38 protein-coding genes are annotated in these 24,936 nt (G+C 54.9%); all 38 read right to left on the reverse strand.

Annotated features, from left to right (window positions below; translation table 11 throughout):
- Positions 1-350: 350 nt before the first annotated feature.
- Positions 351-632 (reverse strand): ComEA family DNA-binding protein, encoded by a 282-nt coding sequence (locus DRET_RS10150; RefSeq protein ID WP_015752459.1) that lies wholly within the window; start codon positions 630-632, stop codon positions 351-353.
- A 278-nt stretch (positions 633-910) separates the two neighbouring features.
- On the reverse strand, positions 911-2,626 hold the full coding sequence (locus DRET_RS10155) for a bifunctional sulfate adenylyltransferase/adenylylsulfate kinase (protein WP_015752460.1): 1,716 nt from the start codon (positions 2,624-2,626) through the stop codon (positions 911-913).
- A gap of 372 nt (positions 2,627-2,998) precedes the next feature.
- Positions 2,999-4,543, reverse strand: a complete 1,545-nt coding sequence (locus DRET_RS10160; RefSeq protein ID WP_015752461.1) for an ASKHA domain-containing protein — start codon at positions 4,541-4,543, stop codon at positions 2,999-3,001.
- Positions 4,544-4,551: 8 nt separating this feature from the next.
- Complete coding sequence (gene selD / locus DRET_RS10165) at positions 4,552-5,598, reverse strand: selenide, water dikinase SelD (protein ID WP_083777231.1); 1,047 nt, start codon at positions 5,596-5,598, stop codon at positions 4,552-4,554.
- Positions 5,585-6,499 (reverse strand): selenium metabolism-associated LysR family transcriptional regulator, encoded by a 915-nt coding sequence (locus tag DRET_RS10170; protein ID WP_015752463.1) that lies wholly within the window; start codon positions 6,497-6,499, stop codon positions 5,585-5,587. The genes selD and DRET_RS10170 overlap by 14 nt, the downstream gene beginning before the upstream one ends.
- Before the next feature lie 321 nt (positions 6,500-6,820).
- Positions 6,821-7,219, reverse strand: a complete 399-nt coding sequence (rplQ, locus tag DRET_RS10175) for a 50S ribosomal protein L17 (protein ID WP_015752464.1) — start codon at positions 7,217-7,219, stop codon at positions 6,821-6,823.
- Entirely contained in the window at positions 7,209-8,252 is a 1,044-nt protein-coding gene (locus tag DRET_RS10180) for a DNA-directed RNA polymerase subunit alpha (protein ID WP_015752465.1), read from the reverse strand. The genes rplQ and DRET_RS10180 overlap by 11 nt, the downstream gene beginning before the upstream one ends.
- Before the next feature lie 11 nt (positions 8,253-8,263).
- Entirely contained in the window at positions 8,264-8,890 is a 627-nt protein-coding gene (rpsD, locus tag DRET_RS10185; RefSeq protein WP_015752466.1) for a 30S ribosomal protein S4, read from the reverse strand.
- A gap of 27 nt (positions 8,891-8,917) precedes the next feature.
- Positions 8,918-9,313, reverse strand: a complete 396-nt coding sequence (gene rpsK / locus DRET_RS10190) for a 30S ribosomal protein S11 (protein ID WP_015752467.1) — start codon at positions 9,311-9,313, stop codon at positions 8,918-8,920.
- Between the two features lie 24 nt (positions 9,314-9,337).
- Positions 9,338-9,709: a 30S ribosomal protein S13 gene (rpsM, locus tag DRET_RS10195; RefSeq protein ID WP_015752468.1), complete on the reverse strand. Its 372-nt coding sequence runs from the start codon at positions 9,707-9,709 to the stop codon at positions 9,338-9,340.
- A 16-nt stretch (positions 9,710-9,725) separates the two neighbouring features.
- Entirely contained in the window at positions 9,726-9,839 is a 114-nt protein-coding gene (gene rpmJ, locus DRET_RS13455) for a 50S ribosomal protein L36 (protein WP_015752469.1), read from the reverse strand.
- Between the two features lie 28 nt (positions 9,840-9,867).
- Positions 9,868-10,632: a type I methionyl aminopeptidase gene (gene map, locus DRET_RS10200; RefSeq protein ID WP_015752470.1), complete on the reverse strand. Its 765-nt coding sequence runs from the start codon at positions 10,630-10,632 to the stop codon at positions 9,868-9,870.
- Positions 10,633-10,634: 2 nt separating this feature from the next.
- Positions 10,635-11,942 carry a preprotein translocase subunit SecY gene (gene secY / locus DRET_RS10205; protein ID WP_015752471.1) on the reverse strand — a complete coding sequence of 436 codons (1,308 nt, stop codon included), beginning with the start codon at positions 11,940-11,942 and terminating at the stop codon, positions 10,635-10,637.
- Between the two features lie 4 nt (positions 11,943-11,946).
- Positions 11,947-12,393 (reverse strand): 50S ribosomal protein L15, encoded by a 447-nt coding sequence (rplO, locus tag DRET_RS10210; RefSeq protein ID WP_015752472.1) that lies wholly within the window; start codon positions 12,391-12,393, stop codon positions 11,947-11,949.
- Positions 12,380-12,562, reverse strand: a complete 183-nt coding sequence (gene rpmD / locus DRET_RS10215) for a 50S ribosomal protein L30 (protein WP_015752473.1) — start codon at positions 12,560-12,562, stop codon at positions 12,380-12,382. The genes rplO and rpmD overlap by 14 nt, the downstream gene beginning before the upstream one ends.
- A 9-nt stretch (positions 12,563-12,571) precedes the next feature.
- On the reverse strand, positions 12,572-13,063 hold the full coding sequence (gene rpsE, locus DRET_RS10220; protein ID WP_015752474.1) for a 30S ribosomal protein S5: 492 nt from the start codon (positions 13,061-13,063) through the stop codon (positions 12,572-12,574).
- 13 nt (positions 13,064-13,076) lie between these two features.
- Positions 13,077-13,427, reverse strand: a complete 351-nt coding sequence (gene rplR, locus DRET_RS10225) for a 50S ribosomal protein L18 (protein WP_015752475.1) — start codon at positions 13,425-13,427, stop codon at positions 13,077-13,079.
- Positions 13,428-13,436: 9 nt separating this feature from the next.
- A complete protein-coding gene (gene rplF, locus DRET_RS10230; RefSeq protein ID WP_015752476.1) occupies positions 13,437-13,973 on the reverse strand; it encodes a 50S ribosomal protein L6 in 537 nt (178 codons plus the stop codon).
- 13 nt (positions 13,974-13,986) lie between these two features.
- Positions 13,987-14,370 (reverse strand): 30S ribosomal protein S8, encoded by a 384-nt coding sequence (rpsH, locus tag DRET_RS10235; protein ID WP_015752477.1) that lies wholly within the window; start codon positions 14,368-14,370, stop codon positions 13,987-13,989.
- A gap of 13 nt (positions 14,371-14,383) precedes the next feature.
- Complete coding sequence (locus tag DRET_RS13460; RefSeq protein WP_015752478.1) at positions 14,384-14,569, reverse strand: type Z 30S ribosomal protein S14; 186 nt, start codon at positions 14,567-14,569, stop codon at positions 14,384-14,386.
- A 10-nt stretch (positions 14,570-14,579) separates the two neighbouring features.
- Positions 14,580-15,119, reverse strand: a complete 540-nt coding sequence (rplE, locus tag DRET_RS10240; protein ID WP_015752479.1) for a 50S ribosomal protein L5 — start codon at positions 15,117-15,119, stop codon at positions 14,580-14,582.
- A 9-nt stretch (positions 15,120-15,128) separates the two neighbouring features.
- Positions 15,129-15,452, reverse strand: a complete 324-nt coding sequence (gene rplX, locus DRET_RS10245) for a 50S ribosomal protein L24 (protein ID WP_015752480.1) — start codon at positions 15,450-15,452, stop codon at positions 15,129-15,131.
- Between the two features lie 11 nt (positions 15,453-15,463).
- A complete protein-coding gene (gene rplN / locus DRET_RS10250) occupies positions 15,464-15,832 on the reverse strand; it encodes a 50S ribosomal protein L14 (RefSeq protein WP_015752481.1) in 369 nt (122 codons plus the stop codon).
- A gap of 9 nt (positions 15,833-15,841) precedes the next feature.
- Complete coding sequence (gene rpsQ, locus DRET_RS10255; RefSeq protein WP_015752482.1) at positions 15,842-16,108, reverse strand: 30S ribosomal protein S17; 267 nt, start codon at positions 16,106-16,108, stop codon at positions 15,842-15,844.
- Positions 16,101-16,304, reverse strand: a complete 204-nt coding sequence (gene rpmC, locus DRET_RS10260; protein ID WP_015752483.1) for a 50S ribosomal protein L29 — start codon at positions 16,302-16,304, stop codon at positions 16,101-16,103. Before rpmC ends, rpsQ begins: the two co-directional genes overlap by 8 nt.
- A gap of 2 nt (positions 16,305-16,306) precedes the next feature.
- Complete coding sequence (rplP, locus tag DRET_RS10265; protein WP_015752484.1) at positions 16,307-16,720, reverse strand: 50S ribosomal protein L16; 414 nt, start codon at positions 16,718-16,720, stop codon at positions 16,307-16,309.
- Positions 16,720-17,361, reverse strand: coding sequence for a 30S ribosomal protein S3 (gene rpsC, locus DRET_RS10270; protein WP_015752485.1), 642 nt, complete (start codon positions 17,359-17,361; stop codon positions 16,720-16,722). The genes rplP and rpsC overlap by 1 nt, the downstream gene beginning before the upstream one ends.
- A 12-nt stretch (positions 17,362-17,373) precedes the next feature.
- The gene (gene rplV, locus DRET_RS10275; RefSeq protein ID WP_015752486.1) at positions 17,374-17,706 is read right to left on the reverse strand and encodes a 50S ribosomal protein L22; all 333 of its coding nucleotides are present in this window, start codon (positions 17,704-17,706) and stop codon (positions 17,374-17,376) included.
- 14 nt (positions 17,707-17,720) lie between these two features.
- Positions 17,721-17,993, reverse strand: a complete 273-nt coding sequence (rpsS, locus tag DRET_RS10280; protein ID WP_015752487.1) for a 30S ribosomal protein S19 — start codon at positions 17,991-17,993, stop codon at positions 17,721-17,723.
- An 8-nt stretch (positions 17,994-18,001) separates the two neighbouring features.
- Positions 18,002-18,829, reverse strand: coding sequence for a 50S ribosomal protein L2 (rplB, locus tag DRET_RS10285; RefSeq protein ID WP_015752488.1), 828 nt, complete (start codon positions 18,827-18,829; stop codon positions 18,002-18,004).
- A gap of 2 nt (positions 18,830-18,831) precedes the next feature.
- Positions 18,832-19,122 (reverse strand): 50S ribosomal protein L23, encoded by a 291-nt coding sequence (rplW, locus tag DRET_RS10290; protein WP_015752489.1) that lies wholly within the window; start codon positions 19,120-19,122, stop codon positions 18,832-18,834.
- A gap of 2 nt (positions 19,123-19,124) precedes the next feature.
- Positions 19,125-19,745, reverse strand: coding sequence for a 50S ribosomal protein L4 (rplD, locus tag DRET_RS10295; RefSeq protein ID WP_015752490.1), 621 nt, complete (start codon positions 19,743-19,745; stop codon positions 19,125-19,127).
- Between the two features lie 11 nt (positions 19,746-19,756).
- Positions 19,757-20,389, reverse strand: coding sequence for a 50S ribosomal protein L3 (gene rplC / locus DRET_RS10300; RefSeq protein ID WP_148214054.1), 633 nt, complete (start codon positions 20,387-20,389; stop codon positions 19,757-19,759).
- Between the two features lie 8 nt (positions 20,390-20,397).
- Entirely contained in the window at positions 20,398-20,715 is a 318-nt protein-coding gene (gene rpsJ / locus DRET_RS10305) for a 30S ribosomal protein S10 (RefSeq protein ID WP_015752492.1), read from the reverse strand.
- A 5-nt stretch (positions 20,716-20,720) separates the two neighbouring features.
- Positions 20,721-21,917 (reverse strand): elongation factor Tu, encoded by a 1,197-nt coding sequence (tuf, locus tag DRET_RS10310; protein WP_015752493.1) that lies wholly within the window; start codon positions 21,915-21,917, stop codon positions 20,721-20,723.
- A gap of 10 nt (positions 21,918-21,927) precedes the next feature.
- Positions 21,928-23,997, reverse strand: a complete 2,070-nt coding sequence (gene fusA / locus DRET_RS10315; RefSeq protein ID WP_015752494.1) for an elongation factor G — start codon at positions 23,995-23,997, stop codon at positions 21,928-21,930.
- 12 nt (positions 23,998-24,009) lie between these two features.
- Entirely contained in the window at positions 24,010-24,480 is a 471-nt protein-coding gene (gene rpsG, locus DRET_RS10320; RefSeq protein ID WP_015752495.1) for a 30S ribosomal protein S7, read from the reverse strand.
- A gap of 12 nt (positions 24,481-24,492) precedes the next feature.
- Positions 24,493-24,864 (reverse strand): 30S ribosomal protein S12, encoded by a 372-nt coding sequence (gene rpsL, locus DRET_RS10325; protein ID WP_015752496.1) that lies wholly within the window; start codon positions 24,862-24,864, stop codon positions 24,493-24,495.
- Positions 24,865-24,936: the final 72 nt, after the last annotated feature.

Raw genomic sequence — 24,936 nt, forward strand, 5'->3', positions numbered from 1 at the left:
CATAGGGAAAACGGCAGCACCCTGTCCAAGTGGCGCCGCGTGGCGCGTCGTTTTTCCCTGCGCGTCGTTTTCCAGACCTGCCCCACACATCAAACCTGTCCCTGTTGCCCTTTCATCTACCGCTGTTTCCCCATGCCACAGACCCTTTTGGACTGCCGGCAAAAAAAAAGACCGGCCTGCGACATCCAGCCGCAACCCGGTCTTCCCGTGTGAAGAGAAGCGCGCTCCCTGTATTGCTCAATGGAAGCGATACTTCACCCAGTCTATTCCAGCCGCCCTCGTCCAATCATCTCTTTACGGAAGATTCCGGCAACTGCCTGCCTAGATAAGAGAGGGCTGGATGCGATCCATCATTCAATTGCAAGGTCTCCTTCAATCTTTTCATATGTTTTTGCACCAATACCCTTGACTTCCTGGATATCCTCGGTGCTTGTAAAGGGATGCTTGTCCCGATACTCGACAATCCGTTTGGCGATTACTGGACCCACCGAAGGCAAGGTTTCAAGCTCGGCCACTGTCGCTGTGTTGATATTCACCGCCTCACTCCCAAACACCGGCGTCCCCAGAACGGCGAACAGGAGACAGACACAGCACAGCGCGCCTAAGATTTTTTGGAATTTCTCCTTGGACATACAAACTCCTTGGCTAGAATGGTGAAACAGACACTATCTGCATGTGCGAGTTGGAATACCAAGAGCACATCAGACCCACATATTTTGCTCTAAATTATTCAATTTCCAAAATTAATAAAAATTGCAGTAGCAGTATACACGACACTCTCAAGACCCGCAACACATTTTTGAACTTTGTGGACTCCCTGCCACATTCCTCGAAATAACAAAGCTCCGCGTAGAGGAATCTACGCGGAGCTCGTAAGGGGTTTGAAGCGAATCGGGATGTTTCACCCCATTCAGCGAATATATCCCTGCTCCTCAAGATAGAGAAGGACCTCCTGAGCGGCTTCAGTCGGTGTCATCTCGGAGGTGTCGATCTCCAATTCCGGATCCGAAGGAGGGATATAGGGATCATCAATACCAGTCACGCCCTGAACCACCCCGGCTCGCGCCTTGGCATACAGCCCTTTCCTGTCGCGTTGTTCACACACAGTCAGTGGAGTGGCCATAAAGATTTCAATATACCCGCCATACCCTTCGATAAGTTCCCTGTTCAGCCGTCGCGAATCTTCATAAGGTGCGATGGGGGCGCATACGGCAATACCGCCGTTTTTCGTGATCTCGCTGGCCACGAAACCAATCCGGCGCACATTGAGTTCCCGGTGCTCGCGGGTGAAACTCAACTCACTGGAAAGATTTTTGCGCACGATGTCCCCGTCGAGCAAAGTCACCGGACGGTCGCGCATTTCCATGAACCGGACATACAGAACTTTGGCCAATGTCGACTTGCCGGCCCCGGAGAGCCCGGTCAAAAAAACGGTGAACCCCTGCTTGTGCCGCGGGGGGTGGGCGACTCGCAACTCCCGGACAACTTCAGGGAAAGAGAACCACTCCGGGATCTGAAGATCGAATTCTAGTCGCCGTTCCAACTCCCGGGAACTGATCTCTTTGACCCGCATCCCCTCGGGCACCTCGTCCTGGGGCAGATACTGAGCCTTGTCCTCCACATAGACCATATGCTTGAGCGGCACCATGTCGATCCCAGTTTCGCCGGCATACTCCTGAACCAGGTGCTGGGCCTTGTATTGCGGATAAAACCGTTCTGCTCCGTTTTGGCACGCGTATGGGTCAGCCTGGTCGTCCGCGACCATGAAATGGGTACACCCGAAATTGCGGCGAACGATGGCCTGGAGCAGCGCCTCCCGGGGCCCGGCGTGGCGCAGCGCCATGGGGAGCAATCCGACATCGATCATATTCCTGGGAAACCGCGCGGCAAATTCTTGGAAACACCGCACCCGGGTGAAATGGTCTACTCGGCCCCAGACCCCATGCCCAACCACGGGCTGCAAAAAAATCGAGGCCCCCACTTCACGTGCTGCATGTTGAATCATCTCTTTATGGGCACAATGCAACGGACGCTCGGTTTGAAACCCGATCACCCGGCGCCAGCCGTTTTGCGAAAAACGGCGGTGGGTCTCTGAAGGAGGAAGACGCAACTGGGAAAAATCATAATGTTGTGGCAGATGGAGCCCTTCAATACGCCCTCCGACATAAAAAGGGTGTGTTTGCTCCAAAAACCTCCGCACACCGGGATGGACCTCAGGGTCACTCGTGCCGAACACAGCCTCGGCTTCCCGTGTTTTGTCCGGGGCCCAGACATCGCTGACCTGCAAAATCGCCAGTAAAAAGCCCTCCGGATCTCGCAGTCCCAGGAGCCCACCAAGCTCCAGGCGGCTTGCCACTGCCTCGGGCAGATCAAGACAAATCGGTACAGGCCAGACTGTCCCCTCCTCCAGGCGCATGGAATCGAGAACGCACTCGTAATCGCCCCGGCCCATGAACCCTTCGAGGGGATACAAGGCCCTGTTGAGAAGCAGTTCCAGATCACAGACCTGGCGCGCATTCAAATCCACCGAGGGACATTGCACGGCCTCTTGCTTCAAACGCTCCACGCGTCTGAAGTGGACCATAAGGCTTTCAGCGTACCGCCGGCCGGAATCCCCTTCGAGCATACCTCTTCCCCGCATTGCTGATGGTCATTTTCTGTCCCGCCTTCCGCGGGACACCTCACTGCGTGTAAAAAAACCGCAACCTTGCCAGGCCGTCCACCAATTCACAAATCCGTTGCACACAACTTCCGCTCGTAGCGCGAAGAAGTCCACATTTGAATGTGTTGCCGCTTGCCGCCATTGGGATAGTGGCCCGGAGCGACTGCGCCCCAAAACGGTGTTGCCTACGTACATTTCCCGGCAAACCCGGCCGCAGCCCTGTGTATGTGCCGTGTTTGTCCGCTAAAGGCAACCGCGTCGCCAAGCCAAAACTCCATCTCACCCTGTACTGACAAGCCGGTGCGGCTTGGAATCCCCGGGGCACAAAGATAAGGCTTACTTCGGCACGACAAAGTCAAAACGCATGGCGCGTGTAAATCCATGCGGCCCACCAGTGTGCCGAGCAAGTTCCACCAGACGTACTTGGGCAGCGCGCTCGGCGATCCACTCCCGCCAGGTCTTTTGCTGCGCAAGAAGCAACCCCCCGTCCAGGGCCAGGTTGCCGTGGCCCAGAACCCGCCCCCGCCAAAAGCGGGGGAAAAAACCGAGTTCGAAGAGATCCTCCTCGGCAACGACACGGCTTATGCTCCCTGCCAGATGCACTTGCCGGCAGTGTATGAAATCCAATCCAGCGCTTTGCAAAAGACTACTCACTCCCAAGTTGAAGATGGCCTTCAATTTGAGGACCTCCTCCACATCATGCGAACTCAGCCACACCCCGGGGGCAAGGCCAAAACGGAGTTCTCCCTGCTTCATCTCCAGCGCTTTGGCCACACGTGAAGCCCACGGCGTTTCCGGGGCTTGCCAATGCCCTTCGCCATCCAGGAGTGAGGCCCGCTTGAGTTGGGCAAGCAAGGACAGAACCCCTGAGCCGGATAACCCAGCCGGAAACTGCTGAGCGGGCTCGCCGGACAAACCGGCGGGGCCAAGCGCGAAACGGCTCCAGGCCTGTTCGGAAAAAACAGTGCCGCAGTCCAGCCCCACGCCTTCCAGCGCTGGTCCCAAGGGCAGACTGGTCGCCACCCAATGGGTCGCGTCCACAGCAAGGACCAATTCAGCGTTCGTTCCCAGATCGATATAGAGAAAGGGAAAGGCGAGGGAGGGATTTTGTGCAAAAAGGGCGCACAATCCGGCGCTGACATCCGGCCCGACAAACGATCCCAGAACGGGCGGAATATAGACATGGACCGGGGGGGAGCCCAAGACAGGGGAGTCGTCTTGAACAGGCAGGACATACGGAGGACGTGTGAGGGGAGATAGATCCCATCCGGCGAGGATACCGGTCATGACGGGATTGCCGACCAGGCAGACCGGGGCAGCGAATTCGGAGGCGACCTCAAAAAGGGCGCCAAGGCGCTTCCAGACCATGTCGGCGAGAAAGGCTTGATCCTGGGGGGAGTTCAATGCCCAATGCAGGCGGGAGACGACTTCCGCCCCCGCTCCCATCTGGGGATTGAAGATGCCGCCTATGTCAACCTGTTCCTGGCATTGCACGGCCCATTTCAGCTGGGTAGTGCCGATATCCAGAGCCACGGCCTCAGGAGAGGAGCACCGCGGTTGCGGGGTCAAAGCCCCTGAGGGAGCTGAATCAATCTGGACACGCCACCCGTTTTCCCCCACGAGATGGCGACAGGCAAGGCGCCATCCGTTCCCGATCTCTTCAGGGGGCAAGGCCTCCAACTCATCAGCTCCGGCCTCCGGAGTACGGCCCGCAAAGCGAACTCGGCAGTGGCCACAACGTCCCAATCCCGCACAAAGCGGTCGGTTTTGAAGCCAGCCATGCCGAAAGAGGGCCTGGGCCACGGTCTCGTCAGGCCTCGCCCGCAATGGTGTTTCTCGAGCCTGGCCCGCATCCTCTACAATGAGGCGAGAGAGAGCCATTCGCCCTCCTACCTGATCTCTAGCAATGGCTCGTCCGGTGCCATTGATCCGACACGGCCGATGGGGACGGCCATGTCTCCCCATTGTTCAAGGAAACGGCCAACCGCCTCCACCTGATCCTCCTTGACCGCCAAGACCATTCCCCCGGAAGTCTGGGCGTCAAAGATCAAGTCCGCGTGGAGGGTCTGCACATGGGGGGCGACAGCGACCAATGCTGCACAATAATGTTTGTTCGCGTAGCTCCCGGCTGGAAGGAGCCCCATGCCCGCAAGTTCCAAAGCGGTGTCGAGATACGGCACACTGTCACTGTCGATCTCGATACAAACCTTGGAGGCCCTGGCCATTTCCAGGAGATGCCCGCCAAGGCCAAATCCGGTCACATCCGTCGCTCCACGGAGGCCAAATTCCTGAATGGCTCGACCGGGTCCGGCGTTGAGTCGACCAGCCCATTTCAGCAATGTTTCTTCCATCGCCTCATACCCGGCCCAATTGGCTTTGACCGCTGTGGCCAAGACGCCGGTCCCAAGCGGTTTGCTCAACAGCAGGACATCGCCAGGCACGAGACCGGCGTTTGAGGCCAAGCGGTCCGGATCGACGTACCCGTTGACCGCCAGCCCATATTTTAACTCTTCGTCCTGCACGCTATGCCCGCCGCCCAAGACAGCTCCGGCCTCCCGTACAGCATCTAAGCCGCCTTTGAGCACATCGGTCAACACCTGCTTGTCCATAGCCTTGACCGGGAAACAGACGATATTCATCGCCGAGAGCGGGTCAGCACCCATGGCATAGATGTCGGAAAGGGCGTTAGCAGCGGCTATACGCCCGAAGGCGTAAGGGTCGTTGACGATTGGGGTAAAAAAATCAACGGATTGCACAAGTGCCTTCCCATCAGGAAAACGGAGCACAGCGGCATCCTCACAGGTGTCCGAGGCGGTCAGGAGCCGCGAGTCCTGGGGAATATCCAATCCTTGTAAAACGGCCTCCAGGTCCCCTGGAGCAAGCTTTGCCGCTCAACCGGACGCTTTGACGCGTGAAACAAGATCATTCATGGGCATTGTCTTCTCCTGAACGAGCAACACAGGCGATGAAACGTTGTAAAATGGGACTTTGACTCCGCCCACGATGGACAACAAGTTCAAAATCCCGTTCACTGACAAATTCCGGGACAGGCATATGCACCAATTCGCCGCGGTCTAACATGCCGGCAGCGGCAAGACGAGAACTGACCGTCACGCCCACGCCGCCACGAACAGCACGCAGAAGAGCCCCGGTGCTGCCCAATACCGCACGCACGGACAGATCTTCAAGGCGCAATCCGCTCCTCTTCAAAGCGTGGCGCAAGGCGCGGCGCGTCCCGGACCCCGGTTCGCGCAAGACCCAGGGCAAACGGGACAATTGGTCCATAGACAGGGGACCCGACTTGGCGACATCGGTGTGCCGCCCGGCCAAAACGAGCAATTCGTCTTTAATATACGGGGAATATGCCAATTCAGACTCTGAATACCGCCCACCGACTACGCCAGCTTCCAATTCCCCTGTCCGGACGGCTTCGGTGATGGTGCGGGAATCTCCCACCTGAAGGTCCAGGCGGACTTCAGGGTAGCGCTGCACAAAGCGGCCCAGCAGGTCTGGCAGAAGATATTCAGCAGGGATCGTACTCCCGCCGAGCAGCAACTGCCCGACTATTCGATTTTCCAAAGCCCAGACCGAGGCCTCGGCCTCTTTGAGAAGCCCTTGAATCTGTTGCGTATAGGTGTACAGCGTTCGCGCGGCGGCTGTGGGTACGATCTTCCGCGGCAAACGGTCGAAGAGCCGGGTGCCAAGATACTGCTCGAGTTCAGAGATATGGGCACTGACGGTCGGTTGAGTCAAACAAAGTGCCTGGGCCGCTTTAGAAAAGCTCCGTTCACTGTAAACAAACGAAAAGACCTCTAACCGGCGTGAATCCATGGTCATCCTTTCTCTTCCTGACAGGACACGCCCAGGCGCAGTACGCCTGAACCTAGGGACGGTTGCTGGCAAGACCGTCTCACATTCCAGCCCACTCTCACCGCTGATCTCACCGGACGGTTACCAGGCTGCCTCTCCAAATTGCGCGTTGCCGGAGATGGCAACGTTGCGGACAACGCGGGCGAAGGTGCCGCTGTCTCAACTTTTTGTCGCGAAGATCGCCATTCAAGGAGGCATTGAGTATACAGCGATTTCAGCCCTTCGTATAGAGAAAATCTATGCCTTGCGGTAAAAAAAGGGCAGGCCCCTTAAGGCCTGCCCCATCATCTACGCTTCTGGCGTTGAAGCCGCATCACTGCCGGCTTGGCGAGGTTCGACAAAAGCGACCATCGCCATAGGTGCAGCGTCGCCGCGCCGGGGCTCACCGAGTTTGATCACCCGGGTGTATCCCCCTTTGGCTGCGGTATACCGCGGCGCCACTTCATCAAAGAGTTTTTTGACCAAAGCATGGTTGCCAAGAACCTTATATGCTTTCCGACGGGCATGAACCGTATTTTCCAAGCCCATGGAGATCAACCGATCAGCCAATTTGCGCAATTCCTTGGCTTTGGCCTCAGTAGTACGGATCTGCTCATTGGTCAGCAACGACTTCACCTGATTGCGCATCAGGGCTTTCCGATGCTCCCAGGTCCGATTGAGCTTTCTACCGGATTTCTTATGCCTCATCTTGCTGGTTCCTCTCTCGCCATTTCTTGTATTGTTCCTCGAAGCCGTCCAGCTTCATTCCGAAGTCGAGACCGAGTTCATGGATCACCTTGCGGATATCCTCAAGCGATTTGCGACCAAAATTCTTGGTCTTCAACATCTCGCCCTCGGTCTTCTGGACCAGTTCACCAACAAGATTGATGTTGGCGCTTTTCAGACAATTGCTGGCCCGGACGGGGAGTTCGAGGTCATCAATATGTTTGAAGAGGTTCGAGTTCAATGACTCGGTGCCGGCACCCTTGGATTCACAGACATTGGCACTGTCTTCATTGAAATTAATGAACACGGCCAGCTGTTCTTTCAGGATTTTGGCGCTATAAGCCACAGCGTCCTCGGGCAACACGGACCCGTCAGTCCAGACTTCCATGACCAGTTTGTCATAGTTGGTCATCTGGCCCACGCGGGCCTGTTCCACACGATACGCGACTTTGCGGATCGGAGAGAAACTGGCATCCATGGAAATCAGCCCGATTTCCTCTTCCAATCCTTCATGCATCTCCGCCGGAACATACCCTTTTCCCATCCGCACTTCAGCCTCAATGCCGAATTCGATATCCTCCGACAAGGTGGCGATATGTAAGTCCGGATTCAGGATCTCGAGGTTTTGCGTTGTCTGAAACGCGGAAGCCGTCACGGCACCCTTGGTATTGACATTGAGTTCAATACGCTGAGGCTCGTCCGTATTCATCCGCAAACGCAACTGCTTCAAATTGAGGACTATATCAGTAATGTCCTCCATTACCCCGGGGATCGTCGTGAACTCGTGCTGGATACCCTTGATGCGCACCGCTACAATGGCCGCCCCTTGCAGAGAGGACAGCAGCACCCGGCGCAGGGCATTGCCTAAGGTCGTTCCAAAACCCCGCTCCAAAGGTTCGCAGGAAAACTTGCCATAGTTCTCCGTGCTGTCTTCATCCCGCTCAAGAGTCTCTGGATGAACCAGCGTCGACCAATTACGGCAATTGACAAGTTTGTCACCGTCTTTGACGATCATATTCCACCTGCTTACTTGGAGTACAATTCAACAATGAGCTGCTCGTTGATGGGGAATGTGACATCTTCGCGCTGCGGCTGGGCTTTAATGGCCCCCTTGAAGGCAGCGCTGTCCACTTCCAACCATTCCGGGCAACCCCGCCGGGCGATCACTTCCTGAGCCTCTTGGAACGCAGGGACCTTGCGGCTCCGTTCCCGAACCTCAATGGCATCGCCTTCGCGCACCTGCAGGGAGGGAATGTTCACACGGCGTCCGTTGAGCTCAAAATGTCCGTGGCGCACCAGTTGACGGGCCTGTTCGCGGGAATTGGCGAAACCGAGCCGGTAGACAACATTGTCCAGGCGGGTCTCCAAGAGCCGCAAGAGGTTGGTACCAGTAACACCTTTCTGAGCTTCGGCCTTTTTGAAGTAATTCCGAAACTGATTTTCTAGGATGCCGTACAAGCGGCGCACTTTCTGCTTTTCACGCAGCTGAATTGCATAGTCTGAAGGCTTCTTGCGCATCCGCCCGTGCTGTCCGGGGGGATAGGCGCGCCGTTCAAATGCGCATTTATCTGTATAGCAGCGGTCACCCTTTAAGAAGAGTTTCTCGCCTTCACGCCGGCACAGACGGCACTTGGATTCTGTATATCGAGCCAATGGTCTTCCTCCTGTCTCGACAAGAAATTAGACTCGGCGCCGTTTGGGAGGACGGCAACCGTTATGCGGGATCGGGGTAATATCACGAATAAAGGTCACTTTAAAACCGGCGGAATTGATCGCCCGCATGGCGGATTCCCGTCCGGACCCCGGACCCTTTACCAAGATGCCAACGGAACGCATACCGTGCTCTTGCGCCTTTTTCGCCGCATTGGCAGCGGCAATCTGAGCGGCATAGGGCGTGCTTTTCTTGGACCCTTTAAACCCGGACATACCGGAAGTCGCCCAGCTGATCACATTGCCGTCCATATCGGTAAAGGTAATGATTGTATTGTTGAAGGTCGCTTGAATGTGCGCTAGTCCAACAGGAACGTTCTTTTTAACTTTTTTCCTGCTGACGGTACGCCGTTTTTGCTTGGCCATATCAATTCCTCTCAGGTCTTGTCGCTACTTCTTTTTCTTACCCATGACAGCCCGGCGCGGACCTTTCCTCGTCCGCGCATTGGTCCCGGTCCGCTGTCCCCGAGCGGGGAGCGACCGGCGATGGCGCAAGCCACGATAACATCCAATGTCCATCAAACGCTTGATGTTCGCACGGACTTCGCGGCGAAGGTCGCCCTCTACCTTGTAGGTCTTCTCCAACTCATTGCGGATGGAGTTGACTTCGTCGTTCGACAAGGCGTCCGTTTTTTTGGTCCAGTCTACACCTACGCTGTCCAGGATAGCCAGGGCCGTGGTCCGGCCAATGCCATAAATATACGTCAGAGCAATATCGGCCCGCTTATTCCTGGGCAAGTCTACACCTGCAATTCTCGCCACAGCTCATCCCCCTCGCTTAACCTTGACGCTGTTTGTGTCTGGGATTGCTACAAATGACTCGCAATACGCCGCGACGGCGAATAATTTTGCAGCCAGAACAGATTTTCTTAACCGATGGTCTTACTTTCATTTTCTCCCCCATCGAGATTGGCAGACCCTCAGGAACGACTGAGGATCTCCGGCCCATCTTTAGTGATTGCGATCGTGTGTTCAAAATGGGCCGACAAAGAGCGGTCTTTCGGAACCGCTGTCCAGTTATCCTCGAGAATCTCGACCTCATCCGTACCCATGGTGACCATGGGCTCTATTGCCAGGACCATGCCTGACTTCAATGGCAGCCGCGCCATACGGTTGGTAATAAAGTTAGGGACTTCTGGTTTTTCATGCAACTGGCGGCCAATACCGTGACCGACGAACCGCTTGACTACCGCATAGCCCCGATTTTCAACATATGTCTGCACTGCTCGGGCGATATCCGCAAGTTCGTTCCCGACTCGCGCGCTCTCTATGCCTTGATGCAAGGATTCTCTGGTCGTGTCCAGCAACTCTTGCGTGGTATCAGGGACTTCGCCCACCGCAAAGGTCCGGGCCGAATCCCCGTAAAATCCTTTATAGACCACCCCGACATCGAAGCTGACAATATCCCCTTCAAGCAGACGTCTGTCAGAAGGAAATCCGTGAACGATCTCCTCATTGACTGAACAGCACAGTGAATGCGGAAAACCGCAATAGCCTTTAAAGGCCGGACGGACATCATACCTGGCACAGACCGCATCGACAAGACGCTCGAATTCGTGAGTCTGTACGCCGGGTTGAACCGCTTCACCTAACTGGTCAAGGATCTCGGACACAATGCGATTGGCCTCCCTGAGGAGGCCAATTTCGCGATCATTTTTGAGAAAGACTCCTCGAAATTTTTTCAAGACTAGCGCCTTCCTCGGAGACCGGCTTTTTGCATCAGTCCCTGATACTGATTCGAGATCACATGGGACTGGATCTGGCCCATCGTGTCCATGGCCACCCCAACGACAATGAGCAACGCTGTGCCGCCAAAGTAAAAGGGGACATTAAATTGAGAGATCAGGAGCATGGGCAGTACACATATCGCTGCCACATACAAGGCGCCCCACAATGTGATCCGCGACAGGACCTTGTCGATATACTGTTTTGTTTTCAGGCCCGGACGGATCCCGGGAATAAAGCCTCCCTGCTTGCGCAGATTGTCAGCTATATCCTTGGGATCGAAAATGATCGCGGTATAGAAGTAGCAGAAAAACAGGATCAAGGCGACGAAAACCAGTGTGTAGATGGTTGAGCCTGGACGAAAATAATTTGAGAACTCCTGCATCCACTGCACTTGCGAAAAATTCGCCACCGTCGCCGGGAACATCAGAATCGAGGAGGCAAAAATTGGCGGGATGACCCCGGCGGTATTCACCCGAAGTGGTAAATGACTCGTTTGCCCCCCATACATCTTCCTGCCCATCTGTCGCTTGGCATAATGGATGGGCAACCGACGCTGCCCGCGCTCCATGAAAACGATAAAACCCAACACGCCGAGCATTACGGTCAAAAGCAGCAAGACCAGAAAGAGCGACATCTCCCCGGCGGACATGAGCCGGAAGGTATTGCCAGCAGCCCCGGGGAGCCGGGCGACAATGCCACCAAAGATGATCAGGGAAATGCCGTTGCCGATTCCCCGGTCAGTGATCTGCTCGCCAAGCCACATGAGAAAAACGGTCCCGGTTGTGAGGGTGATCACAGTGGTCAGCCGGAACATCCAGCCCGGATCAGGAATAACTGGAGCCCCAGTGGGACTGGTCATCCGCTCCAGGCCAAAAGAGATCCCGAACCCTTGGACCAGGGTTATAAGCACTGTCAGATATCTGGTGTACTCTGTGATCTTCTTTTGCCCCGAGGCCCCTTCCTTTTTCAATTCCTCAAGCTTGGGGCTAACGACCGTCAAGAGCTGAATGATAATCGACGCCGAAATATAGGGCATGATTCCGAGGGCGAAAATGGAGAGTTTACTCAGTCCGCCGCCGGAAAACATGTCAAACAACCCGAAAAGGGTATTTTGGGCGTTGGCAAAAAATTCAGCCAGTGCCTGGCCGTCAACCATCGGTATGGGAATGTGAATCCCCAACCGATAGACAACGAGCAACAAAAAGGTGGTTATGATCCGCTTACTCAGTTCACTGGAGCCTGGGAGGTTGTCCGCTTTTGGCAGCACAAGTCTATCCTTCTATGGCAATCGGTTCGCCACCGGCAGCTTTGATCTTTTCAGCAGCCTGCTTGCTAAATTTATGGGCCTCAACCGTGATGGCTCGGTCCATCTCCCCACGCGCCAGGATTTTGACCGGCATATTCTTCGGACACAATCCACGCTCATAAATGTCCGTCAAGCGGACCTCGTTTTGCTCAGGAAAAAATTCGCCAAGCGTATCGAGATTCAGCGAATGGTAACGGACCCGAAAGATATTGGTGAAGCCACGTTTTGGGGTGCGACGCTGCAATGGCATCTGCCCACCCTCAAACCATGCCGGGGGATTCGAGCCAGCGCGACTGCGCTGCCCTTTATTGCCCTTACCGGAGGTACATCCGGTGCCAGTCGCCTGTCCCCGGCCCAACCGCTTTCTATTCTTCCGTTCTTCGTAAAACGGATTCAACTCATGCAGTTTCATCGCTTGTGACCTCTACTAAGTGCTTAACCTTGTCCACCATGCCCAACACAGTCTTACTGGATTCCATACTGCGTTCCTGGTGGATTTTGCGCAATCCCAAAGCTTCGAGGGTCCGACGCTGTTTGGGAGACGCGCCTATCTTACTGCGAACAAGCTTGATCTTCAGCATTGCGTCCCCCTATTTGCGGCTGATTTGCAACTGCTTTCCGCGCAAGCGACCGACTTCTTCGGCACTACGCAAAGATTGCAATCCGGCAATAGTGGCTTTCAAAACATTATACGGGTTGTTCGTACCAATTGCCTTGGTCAGGATGTCACGGACGCCAACTGCTTCCATGACGGCACGAACCGGACCGCCGGCGATAATGCCGGTCCCTTCGGAAGCGGGCTTGAGCATGACTCGCCCGGCTCCATAATGTCCGATAACTTCGTACGGCAAAGTCCCTTCCAGCAATGCGACGTCAAACATATCCTTTTTGGCCCGATCAGTGGCCTTCCGGATAGCATCAGGGACCTGATTGGCTTTCCCGTGGCCGAACCCGACCTTCCCGTTGCCGTCACCGACAACAACAAGAGCAGCGAAACTGAAATTGCGGCCACCTTTGACCACCTTCGCCACACGGTTTAAATACACGACTTTTTCTATCAGCCCAAGATCATTCTGTTCCATGGCCATCCCCAACTTAAAATTTCAGTCCACCTTGGCGGGCACCGTCGGCCAGAGCCTTAATTCGACCGTGGTAAAAATACCCATTCCGGTCGAAAACGACTTCCTGAATGTTCTTGGCCAAGGCCTTATTTGCGATTTCCTGTCCGATGACAGAGGCCGATTCTTTGGTCACTCCGTTCGCAGCTTCGTTCCCCATCGTCGATGCAGCTGCAAGGGTGTGCCCCTGCAGATCATCAATCAGCTGTACTGAAAGGTGCTTATTGGAACGAAACACTACCATACGGGGTCGTTCAGTAGTCCCCGAAATCTTTTTACGGATGCGTTGCTTCCGTTTCAGCCGGGCTTTATGACGATTGAATTTCATGGCCGTACCCTATTTTTTGGCGGATTTACCAGCCTTGCGGCGAATCTGCTCATCGATAAACTTGATGCCCTTGCCTTTATACGGCTCTGGGGGACGAACACGACGGATCTGTGCCGCAATCTCGCCGACCAATTGTTTATCAATTCCGGCGATGAAAATCTTATTTCCTTCGACGCGAGCACTGATCCCATCAGGAAGCGAAAATTCAACCGGGTTGGAATATCCGACGTTCAATTCAACAGTTTGCCCTTTGACAGCAACACGATACCCAACGCCAACGAGTTCAAGGCCTTTCTCAAAGCCTTTCGTGACACCGTCCACCGCATTCTGTAACAGAGTCCGGCGCAGTCCGTGCTGCTCCTTTGCCGGCCGGCTATCATCAACACGATTGACGAGGATAGCATCACCTTCTTGAGCAAACCGAATTTTGGTATGCGCAGGTACCTGCAGTTCCCCCTTGGGCCCTTTAAGATCAACACTGTCTTTATTCAGCGTGACTTCGACACCCTGCGGGATTTGTACTGGAAGCTTGCCAATTCGAGACATATCCAATTCCGCCTTACCAGATTTCACACATTAATTCACCGCCCACATGCATCTGCTTCGCCTTTTCCCCATCGACAATTCCTTTCGATGTTGAAAGTACACAGATACCAAGGCCATTTTGCACCTGCGGAATCTCATCGACTCCGACATACTGGCGCAACCCGCAACGGCTCTTGCGCTTGAGACCGCTGATCGCCGGCTTCCGCCCGACGTATTTCAAAGTCAAAGTCAACTCGCGCTCACCTTCGGTGACGGAAAGGACGTACCCCTGCTCTTGAAGGATCTCCGCAATCGCCTTCTTGGCTTTTGATCTGGGAACGACCACTTCCTTCTGCAAGGCTAAGTGGGCATTGCGGATACGCGTCAGCATATCGGCAATGGGATCGACAACGGCCATTTCCCTCACTCCTTTACCAGCTCGATTTTCTCACGCCGGGCAATTCGCCGGCAAGGGCCATATTCCGGAAACAAATCCGGCAAATACCAAAACGACGTATAAACGAACGCCTGCGCCCGCAAATGGGGCACCGGTTATAGGCCCGTGTTGAAAATTTCGGCTTTCTCTTGGCTTTCGCCATTAATGCTTTACGTGCCAAAACTCCCTCCTTACTTCCTGAAAGGCATGCCCAGTTGATCGAGCAGCATTTTGCCTTCCTTGTCGGTCTGAGCGGACGTGACCATAGTCACGTTAAGTCCCTTAATCCTGTCCACCTTGTCCATATTGATCTCAGGAAAGATGGTGTGGTCACGAATGCCCAGAGTGAAGTTGCCGCGTCCGTCGAAGCCACGATCAGCGATGCCACGGAAGTCGCGAACACGGGGAAGGGCAAAGTTGATAAGCTTGTCCACAAAATCCCACATGCGGCGTTTACGCAATGTCACACGGCAGCCAACTGGCATCCCTTCGCGCAATTTAAACGCGGCGATGGATTTTTTGGCGCGGGTCACAACAGGTTTCTGACCGGCTATCAAAGCCAGTTCCTGCACCGCATCCTGAATAATCTTATTGTCCTGACTTCCAGCGCCCAGGCCCATATTGAGCACGACGCACTTCATAGAGGGAACTTGCATTTGCGAGGAATAGCCAAATTCCTTGCTCAGTTCAGGAACAATATTGTCTTTGTACAGGGTCTCTAACCGGGTCATGAGAGCACCTTAATCGATTAGTTCATTACACTTTTTGCAATAGCGCCGTTTCTGACCGTCTTCGGTAAAACGGTACCCTACACGGGTCGGCTTTGTACACCCATCGCACACCACGGCCACATTGGAAATATGGATCGGAGCTTCCTTTTCCTGGATGCCTCCGGATTCTCCGGTATAGGGATTGGCTCGAGTATGGCGTTTGACCATATTTACCTGGTCTACGATCACACGGTCTTTCTTTCGGACCAACTTCTTGATCTTGCCAATCTTCCCGCGGTCTTTACCGGCCAGCACCATGACCTTGTCGTTTTCACGAATCTTATACTTTTTCATAATGCCAACCCCTATAGCACTTCCGGTGCAAGGGAAACGATCTTCATATAATTGCGGCCACGCAATTCCCTGGCTACCGGTCCAAAAATACGAGTCCCAACCGGCTCAAGATTATTATTCAAAAGTACAGCCGAATTGGTATCAAAGCGGATGAACGTCCCATCCGGGCGGTTGATTTCTTTTTTGGTCCGCACAATGACGGCCTTACGAACTTCACCTTTTTTCACCCGGGAATGGGGCATGGCATCTTTGACGCTGACGACTATGAGGTCACCGACGCCAGCATAGCGGCGCTTACTGCCACCAAGCACCTTAATACAGCTGACTTTCTTCGCCCCAGAGTTATCTGCGACATCAAGATTTGTTTGCACCTGAATCATGGCCACCCCCTAAACAGCTTTTTCAAGTATCTTGTGCAGATGCCAGCGTTTACGCCTGCTCAGCGGCCGGTGTTCAATGACCTGCACCTTGTCACCCACCTTGCAATCATTCGCAGGGTCGTGGGCCATGAGTTTTTTCCGTCTGCGGACATACTTCTTGTACAGCGAATGCTTGACCAGGGTCTCAGCACGGACAACGATTGTCTTATCCGTTCTGTCGCTGACGACATAGCCCGTCATTATCCGCTTATTCGAAGATTTCAGCTCACTATTCATCACCGCTCTCCATCTCTTTCTCGCGCATGACGGTCTTTATTTGCGCGATGGTCCGCTTGACCTGCGGTAAGCGTTGCGTGTTATCCAATTGCGCTGTCGCGTGCTGGAAACGGAGATTGAACAACTCCTTCTCGAAATCGGCAAGCTTTTGCGTAAGCTCTGTCCGTTCCATCTCCCTCAGCTTGCTCGCATCCATGGCTAGGACTCCTTCTCAACAATAACAGTCTTGACCGGGAGCTTATGCGAGGCACGGACTAACGCTTCCCGAGCCAACTCACGATCGGCCACTCCGGCAAGCTCATACAGAATCCGTCCGGTACGAACGGGAGCACACCACCCCTCAGGCGAACCTTTCCCCTTACCCATACGCACTTCAGCGGGCTTGGAGGTAATCGGCTTGTCTGGGAAAATGCGGATAAAGACCTTACCGCCACGTTTAATGTGGCGCATCATTGCCACACGAGCGGCCTCAATCTGCTTATTGGTAATCTTGCCGGGCTCAACAGTCTTCAGAGCGATATCACCGAAAGCGATCTGGCTCCCTCGGACAGTCTTCCCACCGATGCGGCCTTTTTGCTGCTTGCGGAATTTGATTTTCTTTGGGCTTAACATTAGCTGGACACCTCATCATCGAGTATTTCACCCCTGAAGATCCACACCTTGACTCCAATGACCCCATAGGTGGTCCGAGCCACGGCGTAGCCGTAATCAAGGTCAGCACGCAAGGTCTGCAGCGGAACACGTCCTTCACGGAACCACTCTGTACGAGCAATATCGGCCCCGCCCAAACGCCCGGAGCACGAGATCTTGATTCCCTCGGCACCGAATTTCCGAGCCAAACTGATGGTCCGCTTCATGGCCCGCCGAAAGGCGACACGGCGTTCAAGCTGCATGGCAACGTTTTCAGCCACCAATTGCGCGTTCGTCTCCGGGCGGCGGATTTCATTGACTTCAATGGAAAAATCACGCTTGAATTTCTTCTTGAGGTCATTGCGCAATTTCTCGATTTCCACGCCTTTGCGCCCAATGACAATACCAGGCCGGGCGGTGTGGATGATCAGGCGCAGCTTGGAAGCTGAGCGCTCGATCTCCAGCGAAGACAAACCAGCATGGTACAACTTCGACTTCACATAATTCCGAATTTGCCGGTCTTCGTAAACGTACTGCGGGTAATCCTTTCTGCTGAACCAGCGAGAAAGCCAGTTTTTATTATACCCCAGCCGAAAACCGTATGGATGGACTTTTTGACCCAAAACGACATCCTCCTATAATTCGTCTACCACAACGGTAATATGACTGGTCCGCTTCAGGATGCGCGTGGCCCGGCCCATTGCCCTGGGTCGAATCCTCTTCCAGGTGGGTCCTTCATCGATGCACACACGTTTGACGTAGAGAGCATCGATATCCATCCCCGGCAGCTGGTTGGCATTGGCTACAGCGGATTGCAGTACCTTAGAAAGAATATTGGCACCCTTTTTCGGGGTAAACTTGAGCGTGTTCAGTGCATCTTCCACTGGCATGCCCTGGATATTTTTCGCCAACACGCGCGTCTTTTGTGGCGACACCCGTATAAACCGGGCTAAAGCTTTCACTTCCATGGTAGCAACCCCAATTACTTTTTCTTCTTGTCGCCGGCGTGGCTATGAAAAGTACGCGTGGGAGAAAATTCACCCAATTTATGGCCAACCATATTCTCCGAAACGAAAACAGGAATGAATTTCCGCCCGTTGTGGACAGCAAAGGTCATTCCGACCATTTCAGGGATGATGGTAGAGCGCCGGGACCAAGTCTTAATCACCTTGCGGTCGTTGGTCGACTGCGCCTGCTCAACCTTTTTCAGCAGATGCTCATCTACAAAAGGTCCTTTCTTCAGTGAACGAGGCATGGCGACTCCTATTTATTCCTTCTCTTAACAATCAAACGCGAAGAAGGTTTCTTGGGATTTCGTGTCTTATACCCTTTCGTTGGCCGTCCCCAAGGGGTCACCGGATGACGACCGCCAGAACTGCGGCCCTCACCACCACCAAGGGGGTGGTCGATCGGGTTCATGGCCACGCCACGCACCTTAGGACGACGATTCTTCCAGCGATTCCGGCCAGCTTTACCCACTCGAATATTTTCATGGTGCACATTGCCCACCTGACCGACCGTAGCTTGGCATGCAGCCAGGACATGCCGGATCTCCCCGGAGGGAAGCCGGAGCAAAGCATACTTGCCTTCTTTAGCGACCAGCTGCGCGTATGTTCCGGCTGAGCGGCACATTTGCCCGCCTTTGCCTGGAACCAATTCAATATTGTGCACGGTGGTCCCGACCGGTATGGACTTCAGCTGCATGGCGTTGCCGGGCTTGATGTCCACATTGTCACCGGAGTAGACAAAATCGCCCACTTTCAGGCCCAAGGGAGCCAGAATATAGCGCTTTTCCCCATCGACATAGTGCAGAAGCGCGATCCGGGCACTGCGGTTGGGATCATATTCAATGGTGGCGACTTTGGCCGGTATTTCGGCCTTGTTGCGCTTGAAATCAATAACGCGAAATCGTCTCTTGTTTCCGCCACCTTGACGACGGGACGTTACCCGTCCGGCATTATTACGCCCGCTTTTGCGTCCCAAGCCCTTCGTCAGGCTCTTTTCAGGCGTCTCCCGGGTAACATCCACATACATAGAAACGGTCTGGAATCGACGCCCGGGGGAAGTCGGTTTAAGCTTCCGGATAGACATAACTAGACACCTTCAAAAAATTCGATTTTTTCACCTGGAGCAAGCGTGACGTAGGCTTTTTTGGTACCTGGTACCCTGCCCACCTCACGGCCGAAACGACGCCGTGTGCGGGGCCGTTTGTTGACAATATTGATCCGTTCGACCTTGACGCCGAAAGCCTTTTCAACGGCCTTCCGGACCTCTACCTTATTTGACGCCTTGTCCACCAAAAAAACAACTTGGTTGTCCATTTCCTTGGCCCAAGTCGCTTTCTCGGAAACAAGCGGTTTGTGTAGTACGCGTGTATATTCCATGGCTACCCCAGTTTTTCTTCGATTTTTTCCACCGCTTTGGCCTCCAGGACCAGCTGGTCGTGGTTCAACACATCGAAGGTATTGAGGTTGTCCCAGGTCATAACGGTGACCCCAGGGATATTACGGGCGGAAAGCTCAAGAGTATTATCTTTTTCCGCAGTGACAATCAAGCATTTTTTCAAATCCAATTGTTCCTGGATTTTCCGAAAGCTTTTCGTCTTCACCTCTTCAGGGGTTACACTGTCCACGACGACCAGGTTGTCTTCTGCCAACCGGGAGGACATGGCCATCTTCAAGGCCAACCGCTTGACCTTCTTATTGACCTTGATGTCGTAATCCCGGGCTTGCGGGCCGTGAACAATAGCTCCGCCCGTCCAGATTGGCGACCGAACTGTGCCCGCCCGGGCGCGTCCAGTACCTTTTTGGCGCCACGGCTTCCGCCCGCCGCCACGGATGAGGGACCGGGTTTTGACCCCAACAGTCCCGCGACGTTTGGCGGCCAGCTGGGAGCGAACAACCTGATGGAGGATCTCAGCACGGACCTCCCGTTCGAACACCTCGCTGGACAGGGTCACTTCACCCACCGCTTGATTCGATTTATCTACTATCTGTACCACTGGCATGGTTCTGTCCCTTAGCTCTTCTTCCGGAGGGTTATGACACCGTTTTTCGGACCCGGCACCTGACCCCGCAACAGGATCAGATTGTCTTCCGGGCGGATGTCAACGACTTCGGCATTGCGGACGGAGACCCGCTGCGCACCCATATGTCCGGGCATCTTTTTGCCCTTGAAGATCCGCGATGGTGCGGCACATTGCCCCACAGCACCTGTGGACCGGTGCACCTTCTCGTGACCGTGGGTCGACGGGGAGCCGCCAAAATTCCAACGTTTCATGGCCCCGGCAAAACCACGGCCCTTGGATTTTCCGGTCACGTCGATCCGCTCTCCGATGGTGAACATGTCAACGGACAATTCCTGACCCGGCTCGTATTCGGCCGCGTCCTCGACACGTACTTCCTGCAGTTTCCGAAAACATCCCTTCCCGGCCTTCGCCTGGTGCCCCTGCTGGGGCTTGGTCACGCGATGTGCGGGAAGCGGATCGGCTCCGATCTGCAAGGCGGTATATCCATCGGTCTCAGCCGTCTTGACCTGAATGACAGGGCAGGGTCCGGCCTGGATGACGGTCACAGGAATCACTGTGCCGTCTTCGCCAAAGACACGGGTCATGCCCAATTTTTTCCCGATGAGATTTAAAGCGCTCATGATATCCTCACCTAAAGCTTGATTTCCACATCCACGCCGGCCGGCAGACTCAATTTCCCCAAGGCGTCCACGGTCTGCTGTGTCGGTTCAAGGATATCCAACAACCGCTTATGGATTCGCATTTCGAACTGTTCGCGGGATTTCTTGTTCACGTGCACAGAACGATTGACCGTGTATTTGTGTATCCGCGTCGGCAACGGGATGGGCCCGGCAATGCTCGCACCGGTATTCTTTGCCGAATCCACGATTTCAGCGACGGCCTTGTCCAAAATGCGGTAATCGTAGGCCTTGAGTTTAATTCGAATGCGGTCACTGTTCATTTCAACCATATATACTACTCCACAATTTCGGATACAACGCCGGCGCCCACTGTACGGCCGCCTTCGCGGATGGCGAAGCGCAGTCCCAGTTCCATGGCGATCGGCACGATCAATTCGACATCAAACGTCGCGTTATCGCCGGGCATGACCATCTCAACGCCTTCGGCCAGGGTCACCACACCGGTCACGTCCGTGGTCCGGAAATAGAACTGCGGACGGTACCCGGAGAAAAACGGGGTGTGGCGGCCGCCTTCTTCCTTATTCAATACGTAGACTTCGGCCTTGAAACGGCGGTGCGGCGTGATCGATTTCGGACGTGCCAGAACCTGGCCGCGCTCAACATCTTCGCGCTTCACACCACGCAGCAACGCCCCAATATTGTCCCCGGCTTCGCCCTGGTCCAACATCTTGCGGAACATTTCCACGCCGGTGACGACCGTCTTGGTCGTATCCTTCATGCCCACCATCTCGACTTCTTCGCCGACCTTGATCACACCACGTTCCACACGGCCGGTGACAACCGTTCCGCGGCCGGAGATCGAGAACACGTCCTCGATGGGCATCAAAAACGGCTTTTCGATGTCGCGCTCGGGCTCGGCAACGTACTCATCCACAGCGTCGAGCAGATCGAAAATCGGCTTGGCATCTTCGCTGTTCGGATCGTCGCTTTCCAGAGCTTTCAAGGCGCTACCGGAGATGACCGGAATATCGTCGCCGGGATAGTCGTAGCTCGAAAGCAGCTCACGCACTTCCAGTTCAACGAGTTCCAACAGCTCTTCGTCGTCAACCAGGTCGACCTTGTTCAAAAACACCACCAGGCTCGGGACACCGACCTGACGCGCCAGCAGGATGTGCTCACGAGTCTGCGGCATCGGGCCGTCAGTAGCGGCGACAACCAGGATCGCGCCGTCCATCTGGGCCGCACCAGTGATCATGTTCTTGATGTAGTCGGCGTGACCCGGGCAGTCCACGTGGGCGTAGTGCCGGGGTCCAGTCTCGTACTCCACGTGCGCCGTGGCGATGGTGATGCCGCGTTCCTTCTCTTCAGGCGCCTTGTCGATCTGATCGAAAGGCACATAGTCGGACACGCCGCCCTTCAAATGGATCTGGCGGGTGATCGCCGCCGTCAATGTCGTCTTGCCGTGGTCAATGTGGCCGATCGTGCCGATATTAACGTGCGGCTTCGAACGCTCAAATTTCGCCTTGCCCATACGTTACCCCCTACTTCTTCACAATTTCTTCTACTAAACTCGCCGGGACCTGTTCATAGTGGTCAAACTGCATCGAGTATGTTGCCCGCCCCTGGGTGTTCGAACGCAGCACAGTGGCGTAGCCGAACATATTGCTCAGGGGGACGTGGGCGCGAACAATTTGAGTGCCCATGCGCGGTTCCAGATTTATCACCTTCCCCCGGCGGCCATTCAGATCACCCATGACATCGCCAAGATAGTCTTCAGGGGTCAGGATCTCCACATACATAATCGGTTCAAGCAAAGCTGGGGCCGCTTTCTGGCAGGCTTCCTTAATGGCCATAGAACCGGCAACATAGAAGGCCTGTTCCGACGAGTCGACATCGTGATACGAACCGAAAACAAGATTAACGCTGACATCAATGGTCGGATACCCGGCCACGACACCGGTTTGCAGGGCTTCGGCAATCCCCTTTTCCACAGCCGGGATGTATTCCTTGGGAATAACCCCGCCGACAATGGAATTTTTGAACTGGAAGCCGGAACCGGTTTCGCCGGGCTCAACCTCGATGACCACATGGCCGTATTGACCGCGGCCACCGGACTGCTTGACGTGCTTGGTCTCCTGCTTGACCGCCTTGGTGATCGATTCGCGGTAGGCGACCCGCGGGTTGCCGATATTCGCATCAACCTTGAATTCGCGCGTCAGGCGGTCAACGATGATATCGAGGTGGAGTTCGCCCATGCCGGCAATAAGGGTCTGCCCGGTTTCTTCATCCGTGCTCACACGGAACGACGGGTCCTCTTTGGCCAGTTTCTGCAGAGCCTGCGACAGCTGATCGCGATCGCTTTTTGTCTTGGGCTCGATGGCGACCTCAATCACCGGTTCAGGGAACTCCATGGATTCGAGCATGACCGGGCGATCACCGCTGCACAGGGTTTCGCCGGTGGCGATATGCTTGAGCCCCACCGCAGCCACGATGTCTCCCGCCCAGGCTTCCTTGATCTCTTCGCGCTTGTTGGAGTGCATCTTCAGCAACCGGCCGATGCGCTCCTTTTTGCCGTTGGCGGCATTTATAAGCGACATGCCGCTCTCAATATGCCCGGAATAAATACGCAAAAAGGTCAGGTGCCCGACATAGGGGTCGCTGGCCAGTTTGAAGGCCAAGGCGCTCATAGGCGCATCGTCTTCACAAGGGCAGACGATCGTCTCGCCAGAATCCGGGTCCATCCCCTCAATGGCAGGCACTTCCTGGGGGGAGGGGAGATACGAGACCACCGCGTCGAGAAGCGGCTGCACGCCCTTGTTTTTGAAGGCCGAGCCGCACAGCACGGGGCAAATATTCAGATTCAGACACGCAGCGCGGATCCCTTGGACTAACTCTTCAGGTGCGAATTCTTCCCCGGCCAGATACTTATCCAGCAGGCTCTCGTCTTCCTCGGCAATCGATTCGACCAGATGCTGCTGCCATTTGGCGAACTCGTCGCGCAGATCTTCGGGAATTTCGTCGTAGATAAATTTCTGGCCTTTGGAGGCCTCATCAAAATACAGGGCCTTGCCCTCGATGAGGTCGACAACACCTTTGAAATTTTCTTCCGCGCCGATGGGAATCTGCAGTGGCACCGGTTTGGCTTTGAGCTTGTCCCGGATCTCGCCCACCACATGAAACATGTCGGCGCCTGTGCGATCCATTTTATTGACAAAGGCCAAACGGGGGACTTTGTAGCGGTCAGCTTGCCGCCAGACCGTTTCAGATTGTGGTTCAACTCCGCCCACGGCGCAAAAAACGGCAACTGCACCGTCCAAGACCCGCAAGGCACGCTCGACCTCAACCGTGAAATCCACGTGGCCGGGAGTGTCAATAATATTCACACGATAATCTTTCCAGAAACAGGTCGTTGCCGCTGAGGTGATAGTGATCCCCCGCTCTTGCTCCTGCTCCATCCAGTCCATGACCGCGTCGCCGTCGTGGACTTCTCCGATTTTGTGCGAGACTCCTGTGTAATACAGGATACGTTCCGTGGTCGTCGTCTTACCAGCATCGATGTGGGCCATGATGCCGATATTACGCTGCTTCTGTATGGGTACAACTCGTGCCACTGCTCTTCCCCGCTACCAACGATAGTGTGCGAAAGCTTTATTCGCTTCAGCCATGCGGTGCGTGTCTTCGCGTTTCTTCACGGCACCGCCGCGCCCATTATAGGCATCCATCAACTCGGCCGTGAGACGATTGGACATCCCCTTTTCACCCCGAGAACGAGCCGCAGTAACCAACCAGCGGATAGCCAACGTCTGCTGCCGTTCGGGACGGACCTCCATAGGTACCTGATAGGTCGCCCCGCCGACACGGCGCGGTTTGACTTCGAGCTGCGGCTTGACGTTTTCCAAGGCCTGCTCGAACGCCTTGAGCGGCTCTTCGCTCGTCCGCTCGCCCAAGTCGTCAATTGCCTGATAGAGCAACCGCTCACCAAGACTCTTTTTGCCGTCACGCATGAGGCGATTGACGAACTTGGCCACCAACCGACTCTGAAAGCGCGGATCAGGCGTCACTGTCCGCTTTGGTACTGGACCTTTACGAGGCATATTTCCTCACTCCTATTTGGGTCGTTTTGCGCCGTATTTGGATCTGCTCTGGCGACGATCCTGGACACCGGCCGTATCCAAGGTGCCGCGAATCACTGTATAGCGTACACCGGGAAGGTCCTTTACACGGCCTCCACGCACCAACACAACGGAGTGCTCCTGGAGATTATGCCCTTCCCCGGGAATATACGAGGTCACTTCAATCCCATTGGTCAATCGCACCCTGGCGACCTTCCGCAAGGCCGAGTTCGGCTTTTTCGGGGTTGTGGTGTATACACGCACGCATACGCCCCGGCGTTGCGGGCACTGCTGAAGGGCCGCGCGCTTTTTGCGCTTGACCATTTTCTTCCGGCCTTTGCTGATCAATTGATTGATCGTTGGCATGATGTCCTCCGTCTCTCATGGGCTCGTTGAAACCGGTTAGCCTTAATCTAAGCCACTCGCGATGTCAAGCTG

This window comes from Desulfohalobium retbaense DSM 5692, from assembly GCF_000024325.1.
Classification (GTDB): Bacteria; Desulfobacterota; Desulfovibrionia; order Desulfovibrionales; family Desulfohalobiaceae; genus Desulfohalobium; species Desulfohalobium retbaense.

Excerpts from the sequence above, each read along its gene's own strand:
- rpsK (WP_015752467.1), bottom strand. The coding sequence starts at position 9,313 with ATGGCCAAGCAAAAACGGCGTACCGTCAGCAGGAAAAAAGTTAAAAAG.
- rplR (WP_015752475.1), bottom strand. The coding sequence starts at position 13,427 with ATGAAATTCAATCGTCATAAAGCCCGGCTGAAACGGAAGCAACGCATC.
- rpmD (WP_015752473.1), bottom strand. The coding sequence starts at position 12,562 with ATGCTGAAGATCAAGCTTGTTCGCAGTAAGATAGGCGCGTCTCCCAAA.
- rplB (WP_015752488.1), bottom strand. The coding sequence starts at position 18,829 with ATGTCTATCCGGAAGCTTAAACCGACTTCCCCCGGGCGTCGATTCCAG.
- rpsG (WP_015752495.1), bottom strand. The coding sequence starts at position 24,480 with ATGCCTCGTAAAGGTCCAGTACCAAAGCGGACAGTGACGCCTGATCCG.
- DRET_RS10155 (WP_015752460.1), bottom strand. The coding sequence starts at position 2,626 with ATGCTCGAAGGGGATTCCGGCCGGCGGTACGCTGAAAGCCTTATGGTC.
- rpsE (WP_015752474.1), bottom strand. The coding sequence starts at position 13,063 with ATGGAACAGAATGATCTTGGGCTGATAGAAAAAGTCGTGTATTTAAAC.
- rplX (WP_015752480.1), bottom strand. The coding sequence starts at position 15,452 with ATGAAAAAGTATAAGATTCGTGAAAACGACAAGGTCATGGTGCTGGCC.
- rplN (WP_015752481.1), bottom strand. The coding sequence starts at position 15,832 with ATGATTCAGGTGCAAACAAATCTTGATGTCGCAGATAACTCTGGGGCG.
- rplF (WP_015752476.1), bottom strand. The coding sequence starts at position 13,973 with ATGTCTCGAATTGGCAAGCTTCCAGTACAAATCCCGCAGGGTGTCGAA.
- rplD (WP_015752490.1), bottom strand. The coding sequence starts at position 19,745 with ATGCCAGTGGTACAGATAGTAGATAAATCGAATCAAGCGGTGGGTGAA.
- rpsS (WP_015752487.1), bottom strand. The coding sequence starts at position 17,993 with ATGCCTCGTTCACTGAAGAAAGGACCTTTTGTAGATGAGCATCTGCTG.
- rpmC (WP_015752483.1), bottom strand. The coding sequence starts at position 16,304 with ATGGATGCGAGCAAGCTGAGGGAGATGGAACGGACAGAGCTTACGCAA.
- rplQ (WP_015752464.1), bottom strand. The coding sequence starts at position 7,219 with ATGAGGCATAAGAAATCCGGTAGAAAGCTCAATCGGACCTGGGAGCAT.
- rplE (WP_015752479.1), bottom strand. The coding sequence starts at position 15,119 with ATGACCCGGTTAGAGACCCTGTACAAAGACAATATTGTTCCTGAACTG.
- rplO (WP_015752472.1), bottom strand. The coding sequence starts at position 12,393 with ATGAAACTGCATGAGTTGAATCCGTTTTACGAAGAACGGAAGAATAGA.
- tuf (WP_015752493.1), bottom strand. The coding sequence starts at position 21,917 with ATGGGCAAGGCGAAATTTGAGCGTTCGAAGCCGCACGTTAATATCGGC.
- rpmJ (WP_015752469.1), bottom strand. The coding sequence starts at position 9,839 with ATGAAAGTAAGACCATCGGTTAAGAAAATCTGTTCTGGCTGCAAAATT.
- rpsL (WP_015752496.1), bottom strand. The coding sequence starts at position 24,864 with ATGCCAACGATCAATCAATTGATCAGCAAAGGCCGGAAGAAAATGGTC.
- rplV (WP_015752486.1), bottom strand. The coding sequence starts at position 17,706 with ATGGAAGTGAAAGCTTTAGCCCGGTTTATACGGGTGTCGCCACAAAAG.
- rplW (WP_015752489.1), bottom strand. The coding sequence starts at position 19,122 with ATGGAATATACACGCGTACTACACAAACCGCTTGTTTCCGAGAAAGCG.
- rpsJ (WP_015752492.1), bottom strand. The coding sequence starts at position 20,715 with ATGGTTGAAATGAACAGTGACCGCATTCGAATTAAACTCAAGGCCTAC.
- DRET_RS10180 (WP_015752465.1), bottom strand. The coding sequence starts at position 8,252 with ATGATCGTCAAAGACGGTGACAAACTTGTCAATTGCCGTAATTGGTCG.
- rplP (WP_015752484.1), bottom strand. The coding sequence starts at position 16,720 with ATGTTAAGCCCAAAGAAAATCAAATTCCGCAAGCAGCAAAAAGGCCGC.
- rpsH (WP_015752477.1), bottom strand. The coding sequence starts at position 14,370 with ATGGCCGTTGTCGATCCCATTGCCGATATGCTGACGCGTATCCGCAAT.
- DRET_RS10170 (WP_015752463.1), bottom strand. The coding sequence starts at position 6,499 with ATGACCATGGATTCACGCCGGTTAGAGGTCTTTTCGTTTGTTTACAGT.
- rpsQ (WP_015752482.1), bottom strand. The coding sequence starts at position 16,108 with ATGAATAGTGAGCTGAAATCTTCGAATAAGCGGATAATGACGGGCTAT.
- DRET_RS10160 (WP_015752461.1), bottom strand. The coding sequence starts at position 4,543 with ATGGCTCTCTCTCGCCTCATTGTAGAGGATGCGGGCCAGGCTCGAGAA.
- DRET_RS10150 (WP_015752459.1), bottom strand. The coding sequence starts at position 632 with ATGTCCAAGGAGAAATTCCAAAAAATCTTAGGCGCGCTGTGCTGTGTC.